The sequence below is a fragment of the Alloalcanivorax sp. C16-2 genome, assembly GCF_046507615.1.
Taxonomy (GTDB): domain Bacteria; phylum Pseudomonadota; class Gammaproteobacteria; order Pseudomonadales; family Alcanivoracaceae; genus Alloalcanivorax; species Alloalcanivorax marinus_A.
Genome location: NZ_JBKFTL010000001.1, coordinates 414,585 through 435,568, shown reverse-complemented (window position 1 = coordinate 435,568; position 20,984 = coordinate 414,585). Strand labels below are relative to the sequence as shown.

Annotated in this window: 19 protein-coding genes; 7 read left to right on the top strand and 12 right to left on the bottom strand. The window is 64.1% G+C overall.

From position 1 onward, the window contains the following. Positions 1-17: 17 nt before the first annotated feature. The 6 genes from ACLD02_RS02000 to ACLD02_RS01975 all read right to left on the bottom strand — a co-directional run bounded on the left by ACLD02_RS02000 (position 18) and on the right by ACLD02_RS01975 (position 6,351). Entirely contained in the window at positions 18-287 is a 270-nt protein-coding gene (locus ACLD02_RS02000) for a K+/H+ antiporter subunit F (protein WP_203103968.1), read from the bottom strand. Next, entirely contained in the window at positions 281-766 is a 486-nt protein-coding gene (locus ACLD02_RS01995; RefSeq protein ID WP_410297802.1) for a Na+/H+ antiporter subunit E, read from the bottom strand. Before ACLD02_RS01995 ends, ACLD02_RS02000 begins: the two co-directional genes overlap by 7 nt. Further along, positions 766-2,247, bottom strand: coding sequence for a monovalent cation/H+ antiporter subunit D (locus ACLD02_RS01990; protein WP_203103972.1), 1,482 nt, complete (start codon positions 2,245-2,247; stop codon positions 766-768). The genes ACLD02_RS01995 and ACLD02_RS01990 overlap by 1 nt, the downstream gene beginning before the upstream one ends. Beyond that, complete coding sequence (locus ACLD02_RS01985) at positions 2,247-2,582, bottom strand: Na+/H+ antiporter subunit C (RefSeq protein WP_203103974.1); 336 nt, start codon at positions 2,580-2,582, stop codon at positions 2,247-2,249. The genes ACLD02_RS01990 and ACLD02_RS01985 overlap by 1 nt, the downstream gene beginning before the upstream one ends. Then, entirely contained in the window at positions 2,582-5,377 is a 2,796-nt protein-coding gene (locus tag ACLD02_RS01980) for a monovalent cation/H+ antiporter subunit A (protein WP_410297801.1), read from the bottom strand. The genes ACLD02_RS01985 and ACLD02_RS01980 overlap by 1 nt, the downstream gene beginning before the upstream one ends. 209 nt (positions 5,378-5,586) lie before the next feature. Further along, positions 5,587-6,351 (bottom strand): ATP-binding protein, encoded by a 765-nt coding sequence (locus tag ACLD02_RS01975; RefSeq protein ID WP_203103978.1) that lies wholly within the window; start codon positions 6,349-6,351, stop codon positions 5,587-5,589. Positions 6,352-6,512: 161 nt separating this feature from the next. On the opposite strand from ACLD02_RS01975, the gene ACLD02_RS01970 reads away from it, so the two are divergent. From ACLD02_RS01970 to ACLD02_RS01960, 3 genes are read left to right on the top strand one after another with little or no spacing between them, the layout of a single operon-like run. Next, a complete protein-coding gene (locus ACLD02_RS01970; RefSeq protein WP_203103980.1) occupies positions 6,513-6,764 on the top strand; it encodes a hypothetical protein in 252 nt (83 codons plus the stop codon). After that, positions 6,765-8,090: a DUF2868 domain-containing protein gene (locus tag ACLD02_RS01965; protein WP_203103982.1), complete on the top strand. Its 1,326-nt coding sequence runs from the start codon at positions 6,765-6,767 to the stop codon at positions 8,088-8,090. Next, complete coding sequence (locus tag ACLD02_RS01960; protein WP_410297800.1) at positions 8,087-9,502, top strand: GTPase/DUF3482 domain-containing protein; 1,416 nt, start codon at positions 8,087-8,089, stop codon at positions 9,500-9,502. Before ACLD02_RS01965 ends, ACLD02_RS01960 begins: the two co-directional genes overlap by 4 nt. Positions 9,503-9,626: 124 nt before the next feature. Here the strand turns inward: ACLD02_RS01960 and ACLD02_RS01955 are convergent, their stop codons facing one another. The 3 genes from ACLD02_RS01955 to ACLD02_RS01945 form a co-directional block, all read right to left on the bottom strand. Continuing rightward, entirely contained in the window at positions 9,627-10,646 is a 1,020-nt protein-coding gene (locus ACLD02_RS01955; protein WP_410297799.1) for an ankyrin repeat domain-containing protein, read from the bottom strand. Between the two features lie 28 nt (positions 10,647-10,674). Then, positions 10,675-11,133, bottom strand: coding sequence for a hypothetical protein (locus tag ACLD02_RS01950; protein WP_410297798.1), 459 nt, complete (start codon positions 11,131-11,133; stop codon positions 10,675-10,677). 371 nt (positions 11,134-11,504) lie between these two features. Then, a complete protein-coding gene (locus tag ACLD02_RS01945; RefSeq protein ID WP_410297797.1) occupies positions 11,505-12,419 on the bottom strand; it encodes a helix-turn-helix domain-containing protein in 915 nt (304 codons plus the stop codon). Positions 12,420-12,560: 141 nt separating this feature from the next. Here ACLD02_RS01945 and ACLD02_RS01940 point away from each other — a divergent pair, with 141 nt between their 5' ends. The 4 genes from ACLD02_RS01940 to mmsB all read left to right on the top strand — a co-directional run bounded on the left by ACLD02_RS01940 (position 12,561) and on the right by mmsB (position 17,559). Beyond that, positions 12,561-13,871 (top strand): GntP family permease, encoded by a 1,311-nt coding sequence (locus ACLD02_RS01940; protein WP_410297796.1) that lies wholly within the window; start codon positions 12,561-12,563, stop codon positions 13,869-13,871. A gap of 43 nt (positions 13,872-13,914) precedes the next feature. Then, positions 13,915-15,420: a CoA-acylating methylmalonate-semialdehyde dehydrogenase gene (locus tag ACLD02_RS01935; RefSeq protein WP_410297795.1), complete on the top strand. Its 1,506-nt coding sequence runs from the start codon at positions 13,915-13,917 to the stop codon at positions 15,418-15,420. 80 nt (positions 15,421-15,500) lie between these two features. After that, positions 15,501-16,652, top strand: coding sequence for an acyl-CoA dehydrogenase family protein (locus ACLD02_RS01930; protein WP_410297794.1), 1,152 nt, complete (start codon positions 15,501-15,503; stop codon positions 16,650-16,652). Between the two features lie 10 nt (positions 16,653-16,662). Further along, complete coding sequence (gene mmsB, locus ACLD02_RS01925) at positions 16,663-17,559, top strand: 3-hydroxyisobutyrate dehydrogenase (protein WP_203104002.1); 897 nt, start codon at positions 16,663-16,665, stop codon at positions 17,557-17,559. On the opposite strand, the gene thpD is transcribed toward mmsB, so the two are convergent. The 3 genes from thpD to ACLD02_RS01910 all read right to left on the bottom strand — a co-directional run bounded on the left by thpD (position 17,540) and on the right by ACLD02_RS01910 (position 20,941). After that, positions 17,540-18,475, bottom strand: a complete 936-nt coding sequence (gene thpD / locus ACLD02_RS01920) for an ectoine hydroxylase (protein WP_410297793.1) — start codon at positions 18,473-18,475, stop codon at positions 17,540-17,542. The genes mmsB and thpD overlap by 20 nt on opposite strands. 120 nt (positions 18,476-18,595) lie before the next feature. Then, positions 18,596-20,026: an amidase gene (locus ACLD02_RS01915; protein ID WP_410297792.1), complete on the bottom strand. Its 1,431-nt coding sequence runs from the start codon at positions 20,024-20,026 to the stop codon at positions 18,596-18,598. Between the two features lie 84 nt (positions 20,027-20,110). Then, positions 20,111-20,941, bottom strand: a complete 831-nt coding sequence (locus ACLD02_RS01910; RefSeq protein ID WP_410297791.1) for an HAD family hydrolase — start codon at positions 20,939-20,941, stop codon at positions 20,111-20,113. Between the last annotated feature and the right edge of the window lie 43 nt (positions 20,942-20,984).

Sequence of the window (20,984 nt, the reverse complement as noted above, 5' to 3'; positions counted from 1 at the left end):
ATTTTTCCTCCCGACCGCTATTCGATGATATCGCCGCGGGTCATGTATTTGGCCACCGCCACGGTGGACACGAAGCCGATCAGGGCGATCAACATGCCCGCCTCGAAGTACAGCTTGCCGTCGGTGGCGATGCCGTACAGCACGATCAACGCGATGGCGTTGATGTACATGGTGTCCAGGGCCAGGGCCCGGTCCGGCAGGGTGGGGCCGCGCAAAAGCCGGTAAAGGTTGAGCAGCAGGGCCAGTACGATCAGGCCGAACCCCACCGGTAACGCGATGGCTAGCATTCGAAGATCTCCTTCAGGGGCCGCTCGTAGCGCTGCTTGATCTGCGCCACCAATGCCGCCTCGTCGTCCATATCCAGGGCATGGATAAGCAGGGTGCGGCGGTCCTCGCTGACATCCGCGCTGACGGTGCCCGGGGTCAGGGAAATGGTGCTGGTGAGCAGGGTGATGGCGAAGTCATCGGTTAGCTCCAGCGGCATCTCCACGAACGCGGGTCGCAGCTTGCGCGGCGACCCCAGAATCAGGCGCGCCACCACCAGATTGGCGGTGATGATGTCCCAGTGCACCACCAGCACGAAGCGCACCAGCTTGGGGAAATCCCGCAGCCGCGGCACGTTGGGCCAGAATGGCCGGGTGCCCAGGGGCAGCACCACCGCCAGCACCAGCCCCAGCAGGCCATGCCCCCAGGAAAAACCATTGAGCAGCAGCCAGGATAACCACAGCAGCAGGCTCAGCATTGGAAACGGCAGTAAACGACTCATCACGCGCCTCCTCCCAGCACCGCCTCGATATACAGTTCCGGCCGGGCCCACTGGGCGGCCGCCGCCACCGTGGCCTCCAGCACCGGCTCACCCCAGATCGCCAGCACCGGCGCGGCGCCCAGCAGCAACACGGTGGCCACCAGGCGCGGCCGGTCCAGGCGCCGCGCCCGACCATCGCCGGTGGCGCGCCAGAACAGGGTGGAACCGGCGCGGCTCATGCCCACCACGCCAAGCAGGCCGCCGCCCAGCAAAAACAGCCAGTACAACGGCGACGGCACGGTCTGCAGCAACGCCACCTTGCCCATGAACCCGGACAACGGCGGCAACCCGATCACCGCTATAGCGCCCAGGAAGAACAGCGCCGCCAGCCCGGCCCGGCCCGCCGGCGCCGGCCCGGCCACCAACTGATCGCCCAGCTTGCCGCGCCCCCGCGCCACCAGATCGGCGAGCAGAAACAAACCGCCGCACACCAGGGTGGAATGGATCAGGTAATACAGCAGGGCCCCCATGGCCTCCGGCGAGCCCCAACTGAGACCGGCCATCAACGTGCCCACGGACATCACCACCAGGTACGCCACCATCTCCCCCAGGCGGCGGGCGCCGAGCACGCCAATGGCCGCCAGCAGCAGGGTCAGCAACGCCAACACCCAGAGCGCATCGCGGCCCAGACCGGCCAGGGGCCCGTCCATGAACGCCAGTCCCTGGACCCGGGCGATCGCATAAACCCCCACCTTGGTCATGATCGCGAACAGGGCCGCCACCCCGGCGGTGGCATTGGCGTAGGCGGCCGGCAACCAGAAATAGAGCGGGAACAGCGCCGCCTTGAGTCCGAACACCACCCACATAAGCAGGCCCGCGATGCGCGCCAGCTCCAGGGCGCCACCGTCGAGCTGGCCCAGCTTGACGGCGAAATCCGCCATGTTGAGCGTGCCGGTGGTGCCATACACCAGCCCAAGCGCCACCAGAAACAACGCCGAACCGATCAGGTTAAGCACCACGTAATGGATGCCCGCCTTGACCCGGGCCGGGCCGCGCCCGTGCAGAGCCAGCCCGTAGGAGGCAATCAACAACACCTCGAAGAACACGAACAGATTGAACAGGTCGCCGGTCAGGAAAGCACCGTTAATGCCCATCAGCTGGAGCTGGAACAGGGCATGGAAGTTAGCGCCACGCTTATCGTCCGCTCGGCTCGCGTACAGCAGCGCCGGCAACGCCAGCAACGAAGTAAGCAGCACCATCAGGGCGCTGAGCCGGTCGAGCACCAGTACGATGCCGAACGGCGCCGCCCAGTCACCCAGCTGATAGACCTGGATATCGCCGCCGGCGGCCCGCAAGTACAGCGACACCGCCACCGGGATTAGTGCCAGGGCGGAGACCAGTCCGGTGAGACGGCGCAGCGGCTGGCGCTCACGCACCTCCAGCAGCAGCAACATGCCGGCGAAGGCGGGAATCAGGATCGGCGCGATGATCAAGTGTTCCATCAGCGCTCCCCTCCCTCATCGGCGTCGCCATCCACATGGTCGGTGCCGGTCTCCCCCTGGCCACGCAGGGCCAGCACCACCAGAAAGGCGGTCATGGCGAAACCGATGACGATGGCGGTGAGTACCAGCGCCTGGGGCAGCGGGTCGGTGGAGGGCCCACCGCCGACGATGGGCGCCTGATCCAGCGCCAGCCGACCGGAAGCGAACACGAACAGATTGACCCCGTAGCTGAGCAGGGTAATACCCAGAATCACCGGGAAGGTGCGCGCGCGCAGCACCAGATAGACTCCGGTGCCCACCAGCACCGCGATCATGATGGCGACCATGGCTTCCATCACGCCCCTCCCTTCTTATCGTCCAGCAAGGACAACTTGCCCAGGTTGGCCAGCATCAACAGTGTCGCCCCCACCACGGTGAGGAACACCCCGGTATCGAACAACATGGCGCTGGCCAGCTCGAATTCACCGACCAGGGGCCAGTGCACATGGTCGAAGGTGCTGGTCAGGAACGGATGGCCGAAGAACCAGGAGCCCAGCCCGGTGATGCCGGCCAGCAGCAGCCCCACCGCCACCACCGGGTGATAATCGCCAGGCATGCGCCGGTGCACCCATTCCACCCCGGAAGCCACGTACTGCAACAGCAGCGCCACCGAAGTGATCAGGCCGGCGATGAAACCACCGCCGGGCAGGTTGTGTCCGCGCAGGAAGATGTACACCGAGATCAGCAGCGCCAGCGGCAACAGCGGCCGGGAGATGGTCACCAGTACCAGGGGATGGGCATCCCGGGCCCAGGGGCGGCCCATCGAATCGCTGGGCGCGGACAGCAGGTCCAGGTCGCGCAGCAGGGCGTAGATGCCCATGGCGGCGATGCCCAGCACGGTGATCTCGCCAAAGGTATCGAAACCACGGAAATCCACCAGAATCACATTGACCACGTTGGTACCACCGCCACCAGGCTTGGCGTTATCCAGGAAATAGCCACTGATGCTCTGCAGATCACTGGTCATCATGGCGAATGCCATCAGGCCCACGCCGCCACCGATCACCACCGCCAGCACCAGGTCCCGGGTTACCCGCAAGGCGCCGGACTCCATATGCGTGCGCACCGGCAGGAAGTACATGGCCAGCATCAACAGCAACACCGTGACCACTTCCACGGACAGCTGCGTCAACGCCAGATCCGGCGCCGACAGACGCACGAAGGTGAGCGACACCACCAGGCCCACCACGCTCACCGACATGATCGCGGTCATGCGGTGACGGTGCAGCACCGCCGTGATCACGGCCGCCACCACCAGCATGGTCCCGGCTAGCAGCGCCACCCCGTCCAGTGGCAGCATTGACCGCGTGCCATCGATGACCGCCGGCGACAGATGCACCAACAACACCAGGGCCACCAGCGCCAGCAGCCAGGCGGCGTAGCTTTGCAGCGAGCCGTTGCGCAGGGCGCCACCAAGCGCGGTCGCGGCCCGGACCAGGGCCTGCACCCGCCCCTCGAAGATCAGATTGGCGTTGATCGCCGGCAATCGGTCGTACTGGGCGAACAGCCAGCGGCGCAGGCTGTACACGGCGACACCACCCACCAGCGCCACCACGCTCATCAGCAGCGGGATATTGAAGCCATGCCAGATCGATAGATGATAGTCCGGCAGCTCGCCACCGAGGGTGGCGCGGCCGGCCACCGCCAGCAGCCCGGCCACGGTGATCGAGGGCAACACGCCCACCGCCACGCACAACGCCACCAGGATCTCCACCGGCACCTTCATGTAGCGCGGCGGCTCGTGGGGCGGAAACTTGGGCAGATTGACCGGCTCGCCATTGAAGAAAACGTCGTGGATAAAGCGCGCCGAATAAGCCACCGAGAACACCCCGCCCAGGGTGGCGCCCAAGGGCAGCACCCAGCTCATGGCGCCCAGCCGACCGGACTGCAGGGTCTCGGCGAAGAACATCTCCTTGGACAGGAAGCCGTTCAGCAAGGGCACCCCGGCCATGGCCGCCGAGGCCACCATGGCCAGCACCGCGGTGTAGGGCATGTACTTCCACAGGCCGTTGATACGCCGCATGTCCCGGGTGCCGGTCTCGTGATCGATGATGCCGGCGGCCATGAACAGGGATGCCTTGAAGGTGGCGTGGTTGATGATGTGAAACACCGCCGCCACCGCCGCCAGCTCGGTGTTGAGGCCGAACAGCAGGGTGATCAGCCCCAGATGACTGATGGTGGAGTACGCCAGCAGCCCCTTCAGATCGTGCTGGAACAGCGCCGCCGCCGCCCCCCACAGCAAGGTGGCCATGCCCGCCAGCGTGACCAGATCGAACCAAAGATCCGTGCCCGCCAGCATCGGGTAGAAGCGGGCCAGCAGGAAGACCCCGGCTTTGACCATGGTGGCGGAATGTAAGTAAGCACTCACAGGCGTTGGTGCCGCCATGGCGTGGGGCAGCCAGAAATGAAATGGGAACTGAGCGCTCTTGGTGAAGATGCCCAGCAACACCAGCACCAGAATCAATGGATAGAGCCCGCTGGCGCGAATCAGATCGCCGCTGGCCAGGGCCTGATCCAGGGAATAGCTGCCCACCACCTGGCCGATCAGCAACACCCCGGCAAGCAACGCCAGGCCGCCCATGCCGGTAACGGTGAGCGCCATGCGCGCGCCCTTGCGGGCGGCGCTCTGGTGCGACCAGAAGCCGATCAGCAGGAAGGAACTGAGGCTGGTCAACTCCCAGAACAACACCAGCAGCAGCAGGTTGTCGCTGGTCACCACGCCCAGCATGGCGCCCATGAACAACAGCAGGAAGGCGTAAAAGCGACCCGCCTTTTCCTTGGCGGAAAGGTAATAGCGGGCGTAGAGGATCACCAGCAGGCCGATGCCCAGCACCAGCAACGCGAACAGCAGCGCCAAACCGTCCAGGCGAAACGCCAGCGCCAGCCCCAGGCTGGGCATCCAGCTCAGGCTGTTGCGCACGGTCTGGCCATCGAACACCTGGCCGGCGGGCGTGATCAGCAGCACCAGGGCCAGCGCCGGCATCAGGGCCGCGCTCAGAGCCAGCAGGGTACGCGGCGCCCTCAGCCGCTCGGCCAGAGGCGGCAACACCGCGCCCAGGAAGGGCAACAGCACCAGAATGGCAAGATTCATAGAGTATCCGTTATCCGTCGCGGCAAAGCCGCTTTGAGCTTAACAGGTCAAGACTCGGCAACAACGGGCGGATCGGGAAAATAGGGGCGACGCCCGCGGCGAGGACAATGCGCGGGCGTGATCATCATTCTGTTGTACAGCGAATGACGCGCCATGGACGGGACTCTTCGAATGTGGATCGACAGTATGCCACGAGCCCCGGGGGTCTGTCAGAACTCGCCGACGAACTGATTGTAGAACTGGCGCGCGGTGCGCCCGGAACGCACCCCTCTCTCCATGGAGAAGCGGCGCGCGCGAATGTGCAGTTGCTCCGGATCGGCCACCGGACCGAACAGGTGGTCGACCATCTCGAAATAACGCTCCTCGTTGATCGGGTAGAAGCTCAGCGACAGGCCGAAACGGTCCGCCAGGGAGATCTTCTCTTCCACCACGTCGCCGTGGTGAATTTCACGACCCACCACCCGGCTCTGCTCATTGTCGCTCAGATACTCACTGACCAGATGGCGCCGATTGCTGGTGGCGTAGAGCTTCACGTTCGAGGGCGGCAGCTCCAGGGAGCCTTCCAGCACGCTCTTGAGGTGCTTGTAATGGCTGTCGCCGTCCTCGAACGCCATGTCATCACAGTAGATCACGAAACGCTGGGAGCGTTCCCGAATGTCGTCGACGATCTCCGGCAGATCCACCAGGTCGTGCTTTTCCACCTCGATGACGCGCAGCCCCTTGGGTGCGTAGGCATTGAGCAAGGCTTTCACCAGCGAAGACTTGCCGGTGCCGCGACTGCCCCACAGCAGCGCATGATTGGCGGGCTTGCCGGCCAGGAAACGTTCGGTGTTCTGGATCAGCTTGGCCTTCTGCGTCTCGATGCCAAGCAGGTCATCCAGGGATACCGGGTCCAGATGCCGCACCGGACGCAGCCGTTGTTGTCGGGGCCGCCAGATCGCCGCCACCTCGTCGCGCCAGTCCACCTCGTTCATGATGCCTGTTTCCTTTTCACCGTTTACACAGACGGACAATGATAGGGTCAATAGGCTTGTCATGGCACCCGTCTTGATCCGTTCTCCGCAATGACCGCGCCACGACGCCGGTTCACGCGGTACCATGGCGGCCAGATTTCATTGTCCAAGGGAGTATTCCGATGCTGCGTTCCATTGCCCTGCTCGGCGGCCTGGCCGCCCTCGCCACCGGCTGCGCCCAACAGGCCGTGGCGCCGCCGGCCGACGCCAACCTCTGTCCGGAGCCCCGCCCCCAGGCCTGTACCATGGAGTACCGCCCGGCCATCGGCTACGACAAAACCGGCAAGCAGGTCGGCAAGTTCGGCAACGCCTGCCACGCCTGCGGCCAGGACGGCGTCTACTACACCCTGCCCGAGGACGGGGAGACACGTTAATTGTCCCGCTCGCCCCTGTCGCTTCTGCTGGATTTCGACGCCCAGTACCAACGAGACCGGAACCAGACGCCGGCGTTCCTGCATCGCCGTGACCGGCGCCTGGCCCTGGCCCGGCAGGAACGCGGCGCCGGGGCACTGTCGGTGACGGACTGGCTGCATGCGGTGGACGCCGGCGACCGCCACGACCAGCGGCCACTGCGCCGCTGGCGCCGGGCCACCCTGGCATTCACCGCCGCCGGCGCGGTGCTCGGCGTGCTGACCATGCTCGGCCTGCTCTATGTCACCGGCCCGGCGCGCATCAACGTGACCCTGTTCGTGGCCCTGGCCCTGCTGCAACTGATGCTGGCCCTGGCCACCGCCGGCCAGGCCCTGGCTGGCTGGCGCCCCTGGGGCGCCCTGTTCGACCGAGGCGAAGACGGCGAAGCACCCGTACTGCGGCAACTGCAACCGCAACTGGCGGCCCGGGCGGCCCAGGCCGGCGGCCTGGCGTTCGCGCTCACCGCCCTGGCCACCCTGCTGATCCAGGTGCTGATACGCGACCTGGCCTTCGGCTGGAGCACCACCCTGCAAACCTCGGCACCGGCCTACCAGCAATTGATGGAAACCCTGGCCTGGCCTTGGCGGGCCTGGTTGCCCGCCGCCGTGCCCGGCCCCGAGCTGGTGGCCCAGTCCCGCTATTTCCGCCTGGAGGGCGGGGCGACGACGGACCCGGCGCTGCTGGGTGGCTGGTGGCCGTTCCTGACCATGCTGTGGCTGTGCTATGTGGTACTGCCACGGCTGGCGCTGCTGGTGCTCAGCCGCTGGCACCTGAACCGGCGGGCCCGCCGCCTGCTGCGCGACCACCCCGGCCATGCCGCCCTGCGCGAGCGTCTCACCACTCCCTGGGTGGACAGCGGCGACGATGGGCCGGCGAGCGCGCCACCACCACGGCTCGGCGACAACCCGGCACCGGCACCGCCGGACGACGCCGGCACCCTGATCCGCTGGGCCGGCGCCGACCATCCCCTGCCCGGGCGCCCGCCCCGAGTCCTGGACGCCGGCGGCAGCGCCAGCCTGGAGCAGGACCGGGACACCCTCAACCAGGCCGACCCGACGCGACCGGTGTGGTTGCTGGTGCGCGCCTGGGAACCGCCCACCGGCGATCTGGCGGATTTTCTTGATGACGCCCGCGCCCACTGGGGGCCGGACACCCCCATCGCGGTGCTGCCCCTGGCGGACAACGACACCGCCCTGGCCCCCTGGCGCCGCTTTATCGCCCGCCGGGGCGATGCGGCCCTGCTGCTGTGCCCGCCGCCGGCGCCGGTCAGCGAGGAGGCGCGCCCATGACCACCCTGCCCCGCTTCGCCGTGGTCGGCCATCCCAACAAGGGCAAATCGAGCATCGTCGCCACCCTGGCCCAGAACGACGGCATCGCCATCGCCCTGGAACCGGGCACCACCCGCAACAGCCAACGCTACCCGCTGAGCGTGGACGATCGCCCGCTCTACGAGCTGATCGACACCCCCGGTTTCCAGCGCCCGCGCAGGGTGCTGGCCTGGCTGCAGGCCCACAGCGCCAGCGCCTCGGACCGGGCGGACACGGTGCGCGCCTTCGTCACCCAGCACCGCGACGACCCGCGTTTCCATGACGAATGCGAACTGCTGACACCGATTCTGGAAGGCGCCGGCATTCTCTACGTGGTGGACGGCGCCGTGCCCTATAGCCCGGAACAGGAAGCGGAGATGGAGATCCTGCGCTGGACCGGCCGGCCCAGCCTGGCGCTGATCAACCGCATCGGCGAAGGCGACCACCTGGACGACTGGCGCGCCGCTCTCGGTCAGTACTTCCAGATCGTGCGCGACTTCGACGCCGTGCACGCCCCCTTCGAAACCCACCTGAGCCTGCTGCGCGGCTTCGGCCAGCTGGCCCCGGAATGGGAAGCGCCCCTGGAAGAAGCGGTGGGTTATCTGCGCGACCAGCGCGGCCATCGCCAACACCGGGCCATGGCTCTGATCGCCGAAGCGCTCACCGACATGCTGCTGCACGTGGAAAGCGCCCGCCTCGCCGACGACGCCAACCGCGACGCCCTGAAACACGACCTGGCGCGGCGCTGGCGGGACCGACAGCGCCAGCGCGAGCAGCACCTGCGGCGGGACGTGGAAGCCCTCTACCAACACCGCCACCTGCACCGCCGCGAGCAAGCCCTGGACTGGCAAGGCGGCGACCTGTTCAGCGAACAGACCCGCCGCGCCTGGGGCGTGAGCCGCGCCTACCTGGCCACCGCCGGCTTCGGCGCCGGCGCCCTGGGCGGCGCCGGCGTGGACGCCCTGGCCGCCGGCCACTCCCTGGGCACCGGCGCGCTGATCGGCGGCGTGCTCGGCGCCGCCGGCAGCCTCTACTACGGGGAAAAATACGCCGGCAAACTGGCCGCCCTGAAACTGCTGGCACCGCTCACCGGCGGCGGCCGCCGGGCGGAATTCGGCCCGGTGCGCGACCCGCAATTCGGCTATGTGGTGCTCGGCCGCGCCCTGGAGCACTGGTTCCAGGTCAGCCACCGCAACCACGCCGGCCGCGACCCGCTCACCCTCGACCAGGGCGACCGCCACTGGCTCGAACAACTGCCGCGCGGCGACCGCCAGCGCCTGCAAAAAGCGCTGCAAAACCCGCCCCGCCACCCCGGCGACGGCAAGCGCCGCCAAGCCCTGGAGCAGGCCGTGGAAAACGCCGGCGCCGCGTTTCTGGAATGGCGGGAAAAGTAGCCGATACCGCCCAGGCCTCCTTACTATTCTGTCAAATCAGTGCCCCAAAAAGCGGGGGGAATAACTGACGAGCCAGCTCATATCATGCCGAGCCAAGCTTTTAAATATAACAAGAGGAAAGCCCCTACATAAACCCATAAATTAGACTTCGCATACTCTCTCTTTCTTTGTTATTTCTTATTTTTTCAGCGTAATCGACGACGGACAGTCCCTTAGAATCTTGAGCCCGAGGATCGGCACCATAGTTCAACAACATTCGCGCTTTAGATAAATTTCCACGAGAAACAGCGTACATCAATGGAGTGATACCCACACCCTTTATTCGGCTATTTACGGGGGCTCCGGCCTCGATCATCTCCCTGTAAAATTCATCAGAGACCTCCGCATTTCTCATAACACCCGCGTGCAAAGCGCTAAAGCCTAAAATGGTGTTATGCAAGTCATAGCCGGCCGACATCATAGCCCTTAAGCTTTCTTCATCGGCTCCACCGCGTATTGCTTTTGTAAAATTATCCTCACCCTTAGGCCCCTTTTCGTTAGGATTAATTTCAGCCACCAAAAAGGCTTTTATTTTTTCATCTTTTATCAATGGCAGCAGTTCAGCAGCTCGGCCCGCACCAATAACCGGAAAGCCCCGGCCCAATAAAAATTCGATTTTTTTTGCCCTCAAATCCGAGTCGCACTGACAATATTGGGCGAACCACATCATATCGTGGCCATCCGCAGTCACAGCTAAATTCGCCCCGGCTCCCACTAGTTTGTCTATCGCCTCCATGCTTCCGTACTTAAACGCCAACACCAAAGGTGTCATTCCTCGACCGTTCTTTTCATCGACAATCATCCGAGCATTCAATGACTCATTAATTAGTTCTTCGTTGCTTACCTTAGCAGCTATATGTAAAAGGGTGTCACCTTGAAACGTCTTAGAAAACCAAGCCCCCTTAACATCACCGACGAAGCCATCACCACGAGGCGGCGGTATTTTTTTATTCTCATCGATGGAATAGCTAGAAGAAAGATAACCATCTTGGCTAGATCTTCCTTCGTTGCGACCACCTTCAAAGTCTTGCCCCCAGAAAAAGCCACCCCAAAAAGCTGCACACACAATGACAATGATAAAGGAAAAAAAACCTAAACTGGGCATACCACATCCCCCGCAATAACACTCATAATTATTCCATATAAAAAGAATCTACCGGGCAAACAGTTGCAGGAGTTGCAGGCAGATCATTACAGCAATCATCCGGATCTGGTTCAACGAATTCGAGCACGCATGCTTGGCAGTGTATACACTCCGTCTTATTAATATAAACATTAACCTCAATATTATTTTCTATATGAATTCCCGTTCCAACTTTTACATATGGCCCCGGAGAACTCCCGTTCTCATCCTCTCCTTCATGACTCTCTCCATCTTCTATAAAGCTCTCTACCACATCCCAAAGGACACTAAGCATTCTCACAGCGCCACTTGTATAATTCTTTTTGCCCGCATGCGCCTCATTCCTAAGCGATAACAGCGCCGACAATACCGGAACAGAAGCACCCAGAACCACGAAGTCTCTCCTGGTCACCCCCTTATCAGCATCATCCTCTGTAATATTATTAACAGGTATAACGATTCCGTTCATTCAAAAATCCTCTTTATTTTTTATGGTGGTAAATTTTATTTCTATATTAGAACATCAACTAAAGTACATCCATCGGCAAGAACCTCGAAATATTGACAAAACAAAATCATTTTCGTTATCGACCCACCCTCATGCAAGGTTTATCATTTATCGTAGCCCAGCAAAATTCTTTGAAAACCAAACATTAGCGGAATCGGCACACTTATTGGTCGATTACCTTCATTTCAAAACCCGTTCACATTATAATTATATAAACTCCGGGATGCCGTTGATTAAAACCACAACCAAAATTCGACCAGCAGGACGGTCAGCAATAAAAAATACATCAGAGAATCCACAAGTGCAAATGCAAAGAAAAATCATTCTTAATATTATGTAGGAAGTTGGCCGCCGGCCAGGTGCTCCCGCCGGTAGTCCCGGGGCGCCATGCCCATCACTTTCTTGAACATCCTTGAAAAATAGTACGGATCGTCAAAGCCCATTTGCTGAGCGATGTCCGCCACGCTCAGGTCGGTGATATCGAGCAAGTAGCAGGCACGGCTGATCTTGAGGTGCTGGAACGCCTGCATCGGGGTCTGCCCGGTCTGGCGCTTGTAAGCGCGGATAAAGTGGTAGCGCGACAGGTCACTGGTGGCCGCCACCAGGGTATCCAGGTCCACCCGTTGATGGAGCCGGGCGCGCAGCCAGGCTTGCACCCGGGCCACGTCCAGGGCGTCGTTGCGGTCCTCGCGCTGGCGGCGCATCAGGGCCATGTAGCTGAGCAGGCTTTTCAGCAAGTTGGCGGCGTAGATCAGGTGGTGGCCGCGAAAGCGGGTAACTGTTGCCAGTAGGGCGTCCAGGTCCTCGGTAAGGCGGGGGTGCAAGCCCACCGGGGCAACGAAGGTATCCGGGCCCTCCAGCACCGCGTCGAAGTAATCATCCACCCGGTCCCCGCCCAGGTGCGCCCAATAGATGGTCCAGGGATCGTCCGGGTTGGCCCGGTAGCGGTGCGGCCGCCCTTCCCGGAACAGCAGCGCATCACCGGCCTCCACCGGTTGGCGGCGACCTTCTAGCTCCGCTTCGCCGGAGCCGGCCAGGCAGTAGATCAGCAAGTGGTCGCGGGGCGCGTCACGGTCCATGTGATGTCCGGCGGCACTGGGATAGAACCCGGCGCCGTGGGGCAGGCAATCACGGCACAAGGGGTGCCCCGCCAGCTCCGCCACCAGATTCTGCGGGATCACCACGCGCCGGCCGCTTTCCGGTAATGGCCAACGGGACGTTTCCACCTGTGGACTGGTTCCGCGCATCGCAATTTTATCCATCATCAATCAATTAAAGCCATCTTATCCAGCATTACGCTGTGGTACACCATAGCAATAATTGAAAAACGTGGTGTTGCCGGGTCCGGCATGCCACCAGAACAACAACACGAGAAACAGGGAGAGCTCATGCTTGTAGCCAGCTTCCTCGGACTGTTCGCCGGCCTGGCCTTACTGGTGGTGCTGACCATGCGCGGCGTCAACATCATCATCTCAGCGGTACTCTGCGCCATGCTGGTGGCGGTGTGCAGCGGCCTGCCCCTCAACGACGCCATGCTGGACAGTTACATGGCCGGCTTCACCGGCTTCTTCACCACCTGGTTCCCGGCGATTCTGCTGGGCGCCATCTTCGGTCAGTTGATGGACGACAGCGGCGCCGCCAAGGCCATCGCCCGCCAGTCCAGCCGCTGGTTCGGCGAGAAGCGGGCCATCATGGCGGTGGTGGGCGCCTCCGCGATCCTTACCTACGGCGGGGTGAGCGTGTTCGTGGTCGGCTTCAGCGTCTACCCGATCGCCTTCGAACTGTTCAAGCACGCCAACCTGCCGCACCGCTTCATCCCCGGCGCCATGGTGTTCGGGTCGATTTCGTTCACCATGACCTCGCCCGGGTCGCCGGAGGTACAGAACCTGATCCCCACCGAGCATTTCGGCACCACCGCGGTGGCCGGCGGCGTGATCGGGGTGATCTGCGCGCTCACCATTCTGGTGCTGGGCGCCTGGGCGATCCGTCGCTGCGTGCGGCGGGCGGTGCACGCTGGCGAGACTTTCGATCCGCCGGCGGCGGCGCGCCAGTTGCACGAGCAGAGCGACGGCGCGCAGGTGCCCACCTGGGCGGCGTTATTGCCGCTGCTGGTGCTGGTGGGCGGCTTTAATCTGCTGTCGCTGGCGCTGGGCATGCGCCCGGTGGAAGCGTTGCTGGTGGCCATGGGCGCCAGCCTGCTGCTCGGCTTCGTGCTGTTTCATCGCCATTTGCATGAGCGTGCCCGCACCCTGGGCACCGGCGCCGACAACGCGCTGGTGGCCACCGCCAATACCTGCGCGGTGGTCGGGTTTGGCGCGGTGGCGGCGCTGACGCCGGCGTTCAAGGAAATCGTGGCGGTGCTCACCGACCTGCCCGGCCTGGAGTACGCCGGCCTGGCCATGGCGGTAACGGTAATCGCCGGCATTACCGGGTCCGCTTCCGGCGGCCTGGGTATCGCGCTACCGATCCTGGCACCGATCTACCAGGGCATGGGGCTGGACAACGGTGCCATGCACCGTATTTCAGCGCTGGCCTCCGGCGGGCTGGATTCCCTGCCGCACAACGGCTACGTGGTGACCACCATTCGCGCGATCTGCAAGGAAACCCACCAGCGGGCCTACCCGACGGTGTTCATCGCCAGTGTGCTGGTGCCCTCGGTGGTACTGGTAATGGCGGTGGTTCTATATACGCTGGTGTAGAGACACCGGCTTCCCTATACGGCCAATAATGATGGAGAGCCCCATGACCACCCGACTGCCCCAATTGATCGACGGTGAATTCCGCCCCAGTGACACCGACACCTGGATCCCGGTGACCAACCCGGCTACCCAGGAAGTATTGTGCGAAGCGCCGGCGGCCACCGCCGCCGAAATGGAACGCGCCATCGCCGCCGCCAAGGCGGCCTTTCTGGAGTGGCGCGAGGTGCCGGTGTCCGAGCGGGCACGGCTGATGCTGCGTTACCAGCACTTGCTCAAGGAGCGCCACGACGAGATCGCCGAGGTGCTGGCGAAAGAAACCGGCAAGGTGTTCGCCGATGCCAAGGGCGACGTGTGGCGCGGCATCGAAGTAGTGGAGCACGCCGCCAACATCACCTCGCTGATGATGGGCGAGACCGTGGAGAACGTGGCGCGGGGCATCGACAGCCATTCCTGGACCCAGCCGCTGGGGGTGTGCGCCGGCATCACGCCGTTCAACTTCCCGGCGATGATTCCGCTGTGGATGTTCCCCATGGCGATCGCCTGCGGCAACAGCTTCGTGCTCAAGCCCTCCGAGCAGGACCCGATGACACCCAACATTCTCGCCGAGCTGTTCCTGGATGCCGGCGCCCCCAAAAACCTGTTACAAGTGATCCACGGCGGCAAGCAGCAGGTGGATACCCTGCTCACTCATCCGGACATCAAGGCAGTGTCCTTCGTCGGCTCGGTGCCGGTGGGCCAGCACGTTTATCGCACCGCCACCGATCACCTCAAGCGCGCCCAGTGCTTCGCCGGCGCGAAGAACCACATGGTGGTGATGCCCGATGCCCGTAAGGACCAGGTGATCAGCAACCTGGTGGGTTCCGCCTGCGGCGCCGCCGGGCAGCGCTGCATGGCCATCAGCGTGGCGGTGTTCGTGGGCGATTCCCAACAGTGGATCGAGGAACTGAAAGACGAGTTCGCCGCCATCCGGCCCGGCGCCTGGGACGATGACAAGGCCGCCTATGGCCCGCAGATCAGCCCCAAGGCCCGGGACCGGGTGCTGGACCTGATCAAGCAGGGCAAGGAGGAAGGCGCCACCTGTCTGCTGGACGGCTCCGACTGCAGCGTGGACGGCCTGCCGGATGGCAACTGGGTGGGCCCCACCCTGTTCACCGACGTGAAGCCGGAGATGGCCCTCTACCGGGAGGAGATCTTCGGCCCGGTGCTGTGCTGCGTGTGCGTGGACACCCTGGAGGAGGCCATCGAGCTGGTGAACAACAGCCCCTATGGCAACGGCACCTCCATCTTCACCGCCAGCGGCGCCGCCGCGCGCCGCTACCAGCATGGCATCGAAGTGGGACAGGTGGGCATCAACGTGCCGATTCCGGTGCCGCTGCCGTTCTTCAGCTTCACCGGCTGGAAGGGGTCCTTCTACGGCGACCAGCACGCCTACGGCAAACAGGCGGTGCGCTTCTATACCGAAACCAAGACCGTCACCAGCCGCTGGTTCGATGACGACATTCCGGACGCCGCCCACGGCGGACCGAACATGACCATTAACCTGAAATAAGAATCGCAGCGCAAGCCGCTCCTACGGGGGCTCCCCCATTGCAGGAGCGGCTTCAGCCGCGAATCCCGAGGATCAATAACGTGGATTTCGCCTTCACCGAAGAGCAACTGGCGTTCCGGGACACCGCGCGCCAGTTCGCCGATAAGGAACTGGCGCCATTCGCCGCCGATTGGGACGCCGGCAGTGTGTTTCCCAAGGACACCATCCGCCGCGCCGGCGAGCTGGGCTTCTGCGCCCTGTACTGCGACGAGGAACATGGCGGTCTGGGACTGAGCCGGCTGGACGCGGCGCTGGTGTTCGAGCAGCTGGCCGCCGGCTGCACCTCCACCACCGCCTTTATCACCATCCATAACATGGCCACCTGGATGCTGACCCGCTTCGGCGGCGACGCGGTGCGGGCACGCTGGGCGGCGCCACTGATCAGCGGCGAGGCGCTGGCCTCCTACTGCCTCACCGAACCCAACGCCGGCTCCGACGCCGCCTCCCTGGCCACCACGGCGAAGCGCGACGGTGATGACTATGTCATCAACGGTGCCAAGGTGTTCATCTCCGGCGCCGGCGACACCGATGTGCTGGTGCTGATGGCGCGCACCGGCGGCACCGGCGCCGGCGGCATTTCCTGCTTCGCGATCCCGGCGGACGCGCCCGGCGTCAGCTATGGCCGCAACGAGGAAAAAATGGGCTGGAAGAGCCAGCCCACCCGGGCCATTACTCTGGAGAACGTGCGGGTGCCGACGGACCAGCGCATCGGCGACGAGGGCCAGGGCTTCCGCATCGCCATGGCCGGCCTGGACGGCGGCCGCATCAACATCGCCAGCTGCTCCCTGGGCGCCGCCACCGCCGCGCTCACCCAGGCCCAGGGCTACGTAGGCGAGCGCAAGCAGTTTGGCCAGCCCATCGCCGAGTTCCAGAACACCCAGTTCGCCCTGGCGGATATGGCCACCCATCTGGTGGCGGCGCAACAGATGGTGCGCCTGGCGGCCTGGAAGCTTGATCAGGGCGACGCGGACAAAAGCACCTACTGCGCCATGGCCAAGCGGCTCGCCACCGATCTGTGTTTCGACGTCTGCAATCAGGCGCTGCAGCTGCACGGTGGCTACGGCTACATCAAGGAGTACCCGCTGGAACGTTATGTGCGTGACAGCCGGGTGCATCAGATTCTGGAGGGCACCAACGAAATCATGCGGGTGATCATCGCCCGCCGGGTGCTCAAGGACTTGTCATTTTTATAAGGAGAAAAACATGAAGATCGGATTTTTCGGTGTCGGCAACATGGGCGGCCCGATGGCCGCCAATCTGGCCGCCGCCGGCCACGACGTCACCGCCTTCGATCTGGTACCGGCCCTGCTGGTGGCCGCCGAGGAAGGCGGCGTGCACACCACCGATTCACCGGCGCGGGCGGTGGAAGGCGCCGAGGTGGTGATCAGCATGCTGCCCTCGGCGGCGGCGGTCACCGGCCTCTATCTGGGCGGCGACGAGCCCGGGCTACTGGAACGCATCGCCGCGGATACCCTGATCATCGACTGCTCCACCATCGACGCGGACACCAGCCGCCGGGTGGCGGACGCGGCGGCCCAACGGAGTCTCGCCATGATCGACGCGCCGGTGTCCGGCGGCGTGGGCGGCGCCAGGGCCGGGACCCTGACCTTTATCTGCGGCGGTCCGGAGGCGGCGGTGGAACAGGCCCGCCCGATACTCGAATGCATGGGCAAGAATGTGTTCCGCGCCGGCGACAGCGGCGCCGGCCAGGTGGCGAAAATCTGCAACAACATGCTGCTGGCGGTACACATGATCGGCACCGCCGAGGCGCTGCAACTGGGCGCCGACCATGGTCTTGATCCGGCGGTGCTGTCGGAGATCATGAAGGCCAGTTCCGGCAACAACTGGTCACTGCAGGTGTACAACCCCTGGCCCGGGGTGATGCCCAATGTGCCCTCGTCCAATAACTACGAGGGCGGCTTCGGCGTCAATCTGATGAACAAGGATCTGGGCCTGGCCCTCACCGCCGCCCTGGCCAGCCGCTCGGCCACGCCCATGGGCGCCCTGGCGCGCAGCCTGTACGCCGGCCACGCCAACCAGGGCCATGGCGACAAGGACTTCTCCAGCATCCTGGCCCAGTTCAAGCGCAAGGACGACTAGCGCCGGGCTCGTGGGCCAGGAACCAGGGCCGCCGACGACGGGCCCCGTAGGGCGTCACGCAGACATTGTCACGGCGGTTGTAGACGAAAAACACATTACTGCGTGGATCCGGCGACATATTGGCGTTGGACCCGTGCAGGGTGTTGCAATCGAACAGGAGCAAACCGCCGGCTTTGCCGGTAGGCGCCTCGATGCCGCCCCGGTCGATCAGCTCGCGGAGCACCTGGTTATCGGGCACGCCGAACTCCTGGGTTTTCAAGGACTGCTTGTGATGGTCGTCCGGGGTTTCTCCCAGGCAAGGTACGAACACCTTATGTGAGCCGGGGATCAGCATCAGCGGCCCATTGAAGGCGTGATTGTCGGTGAGCACGATGGAGGCACTCACCGCGTGCATGGCGGGCATCCCGTCCTCGGCATGCCAGGTCTCGAAATCCGAATGCCAGTTGAAGCCCTTGCCATGGAAACCGGGCTTGTAATTGATGCGGGACTGGTGCACGTAAACGTCGCCGCCAAGAATCTGGCGTACCCGACCGAGCAGGCGCGGATCCTCGGCGAGTTCGCGAAATCGTTCAGACAAGACATGCACGGCGAACAGGGAGCGAATTTCCTTACTGCCCGGTTCCGTAACACTGAAATCGCGGCCTCGGAAGTCATCACGACCAAGCAGATCATGCAGGGCACCGGTAAGGTCCGCGACTTCCCGTTCGTCCAGGAAACCGGGCTCGAACAGAAAGCCCCGACGTTCAAACTCATCCAGTTGCGACCGGCTCAGTGGTCCGTCCTCGGGCCGGCCCTTGACCACCGGCTCGCGACGGCTCAGCCAAGGCAGGTCCGGGCGACGAGACAGGCGAGTGGGGTATGGATCATCCCGCCGAGCGTCGACCTGGGCGGGGCGGGCTTGCGTCTGCGCTGACATCAAATCACCTCCTGAGATTTGGAATCAGATTGGCAACGATGTTAAAGCCGGCTCAGGGATCCCGGAACCGACCTCGCGGAGTGAATATAAAGACGCTGAAAGCGGTTTCAAGGGGCGCGATCAGGCGTCCTGAATGCGTCGCCAGGGGCGGGCCGCCTCCACCTCGTAGGCCAGCTCCAGCAGGGTACGCTCGCCGCCCTGCACCGCCGCCAGTTGCACGCCGATGGGCAGCCCTTGCGCCGTGGCCCCCAGGGGCAGGGAGATCGCCGGGCTGCCGGAGGCGTTGTTGGCCGGGGTAAAGCTGGCGTAGTGGATCAGCCGTTCGATCAGGGTTTCGAACGGCTGGGTGGGGCTCAGGTAGCCGAGTTCGGGCGTGGTGTGGGCCAGTACCGGCGTGAGCACCACATCGTAATCGTCAAAGGCGCGGGCGTACTCCCGCCAGCTGCGCCGCAGCCGGTAAAGCACCGCCGGTGTTTTGAGCATGCGCTTGCGGTAATGGGCGGCCAGCCCCAGGGTCAGATCGTCCAGCCGGGCACGGTCGAAGCCGGGCCCGAACAGCCGCTTGCCGAAGGTGCGCACCATGAACGCCATCATGCCGTAGTAGGTGACGAAGTCGTCGATGAACGACGGCTTCAGGGGAATCGGCGCCTCCTCCACATGATGCCCCAGATCCGCCAGCAGGCGGGCGGCGTCTTCCACCGCCGCCCGGGTCTCGGCATCGGTGGCGCGACCGGTGATGGAATCCACCACCAGCCCGACCTTGAGACGCCGTTTGCCCGGGACGGTGACGTCGCCGATGGCCGGCAACGCGGGGTTGCGGTAGTAGCGCTCGGCGGCGGCGAAGAAACGGGCCGTGTCCCGCACGCTGCGGGTCAACACGCCCTCGCCGATCAGATCCACCGGCAGGGCCTGGGAGGCTTCCGATTTCACCAGCCGGCCACGGGTGGGTTTAAGGCCCACCAGGCCACAGCAGGCGGCGGGAATACGGATCGAGCCGCCGCCGTCGTTGCCATGAGCGATGGGCAAGGCCCCGGCGGCCACCAGAGCGGCGGCGCCACCGGAAGAAGCGCCGGAGGAATAGTCGGTGTGCCAGGGGTTGCGGGTCGGGGGCTGATCCATGAACTCGGTGCTGGCGCTGAAACCGAAGTCCGGCAGCCGGCTTTTGCCCAACAGGGTAAAGCCCTGGTCGAGAAACTGGCGGGCGAAGTCACTGTCCTTTTCCATCACCCGCGGCCGCACGGCTCGCGACCCATGGCCGCTGGGCATGCCCGCCACATCGATGTTGTCCTTGATCAGGGTGGGCACGCCGGCGAACGCGCCCCGACCCGGTCCGGCGGCTTCTTCAACGGTGCGGTCCCAGGCCTGGCAGGCCACCGCCTGAAGCACCGGGTTCACCCGCCCGATGCGTTCCAGGGCCGCTTCCGCCACTTCCTTTGCACTCCGCTCACCACGGCGGATTCGCTCCGCCAGCGCGGTGGCGTCGTCCTCGCCCAGAGCGTCGTCGGTGAAGGCATGCAGGCGCCAGCTCGGGTCGTTCATTGGGGTTCCCATGGTCGAGGCTCCTTGGTGTTATTCGATGTCGCCAGGAGCCGGGACTGTACCATGGTGCCAAATTCAGAACGGGCCAATTCGCGGTCAGGCCCGCGCCCTCTCCACCCGCTTGCCGTTGGCCAGCATCCGGCGCGCCAACCGGGAGAGCTCGCCGATGCTGTCAACCACCGCGTCCGGACGGTGCGGATGGCTCACCGTGCCGGGAAAGATCTTGTCCAGCCAGCTCTGGGACCAGTGCGCGCCGTTGTAAAAGATCGCCGTGACACCGGCGTCCTTGGCGGCGATCACATCGGTGGTGCTGTCGCCGGCGTACCAGCAACGCTCGGAAGGTTCCAGGCCGAGTTCCGTCAGCGCCTTGAAGAGCATGTCCGGGGCCGGTTTGCGGTGCGCCACGTCATCGCCACACACGGTGACGTCAAACAGATCCCGCCAGCCGGTGCCGTCGACAATGGCCAGTTCGTGTTCAAAAAAGTCCCTCTTGCGATTGGAGATCACGCCCACCGGCACGCCGGCGGCGCGCAATCGCTCCAGGTGCACGCGAATGTCCGGCTCCAGGGGATGCACTTCATCCACGTAGTTCTTGTAGCACTCGTCGAAAGCCCGGTGAATGCGGCGTTTGGCGTCGCCGTCGGCGCCGAACAGCACCTCGAAGATATCGGTGCGGGAAATCTTGCGCTGGGCGGTGATCTTGGGGTGCAGGCGATGATGCTCACGCACGTACTTGACCAGCTTGGCGTCCTCGATGGTCTTGGACTGCTCCGGCGTCAGCAGCCGCTCCCACAGGCCCAGCTCCTCCAGGCGCGGCAGAACATCGTCCACCGCGTGGTACATGGCGTCGTGGGTATCCACCAGGGTGGCGTGCCAGTCGATCAGAACGGCCGCCGGCGGCGCGTGTGGCAATTGCAGGATACTCATGGTCGCGGGTCTCCTTGTGCCCACCGGCACGGGTGCCATGCCG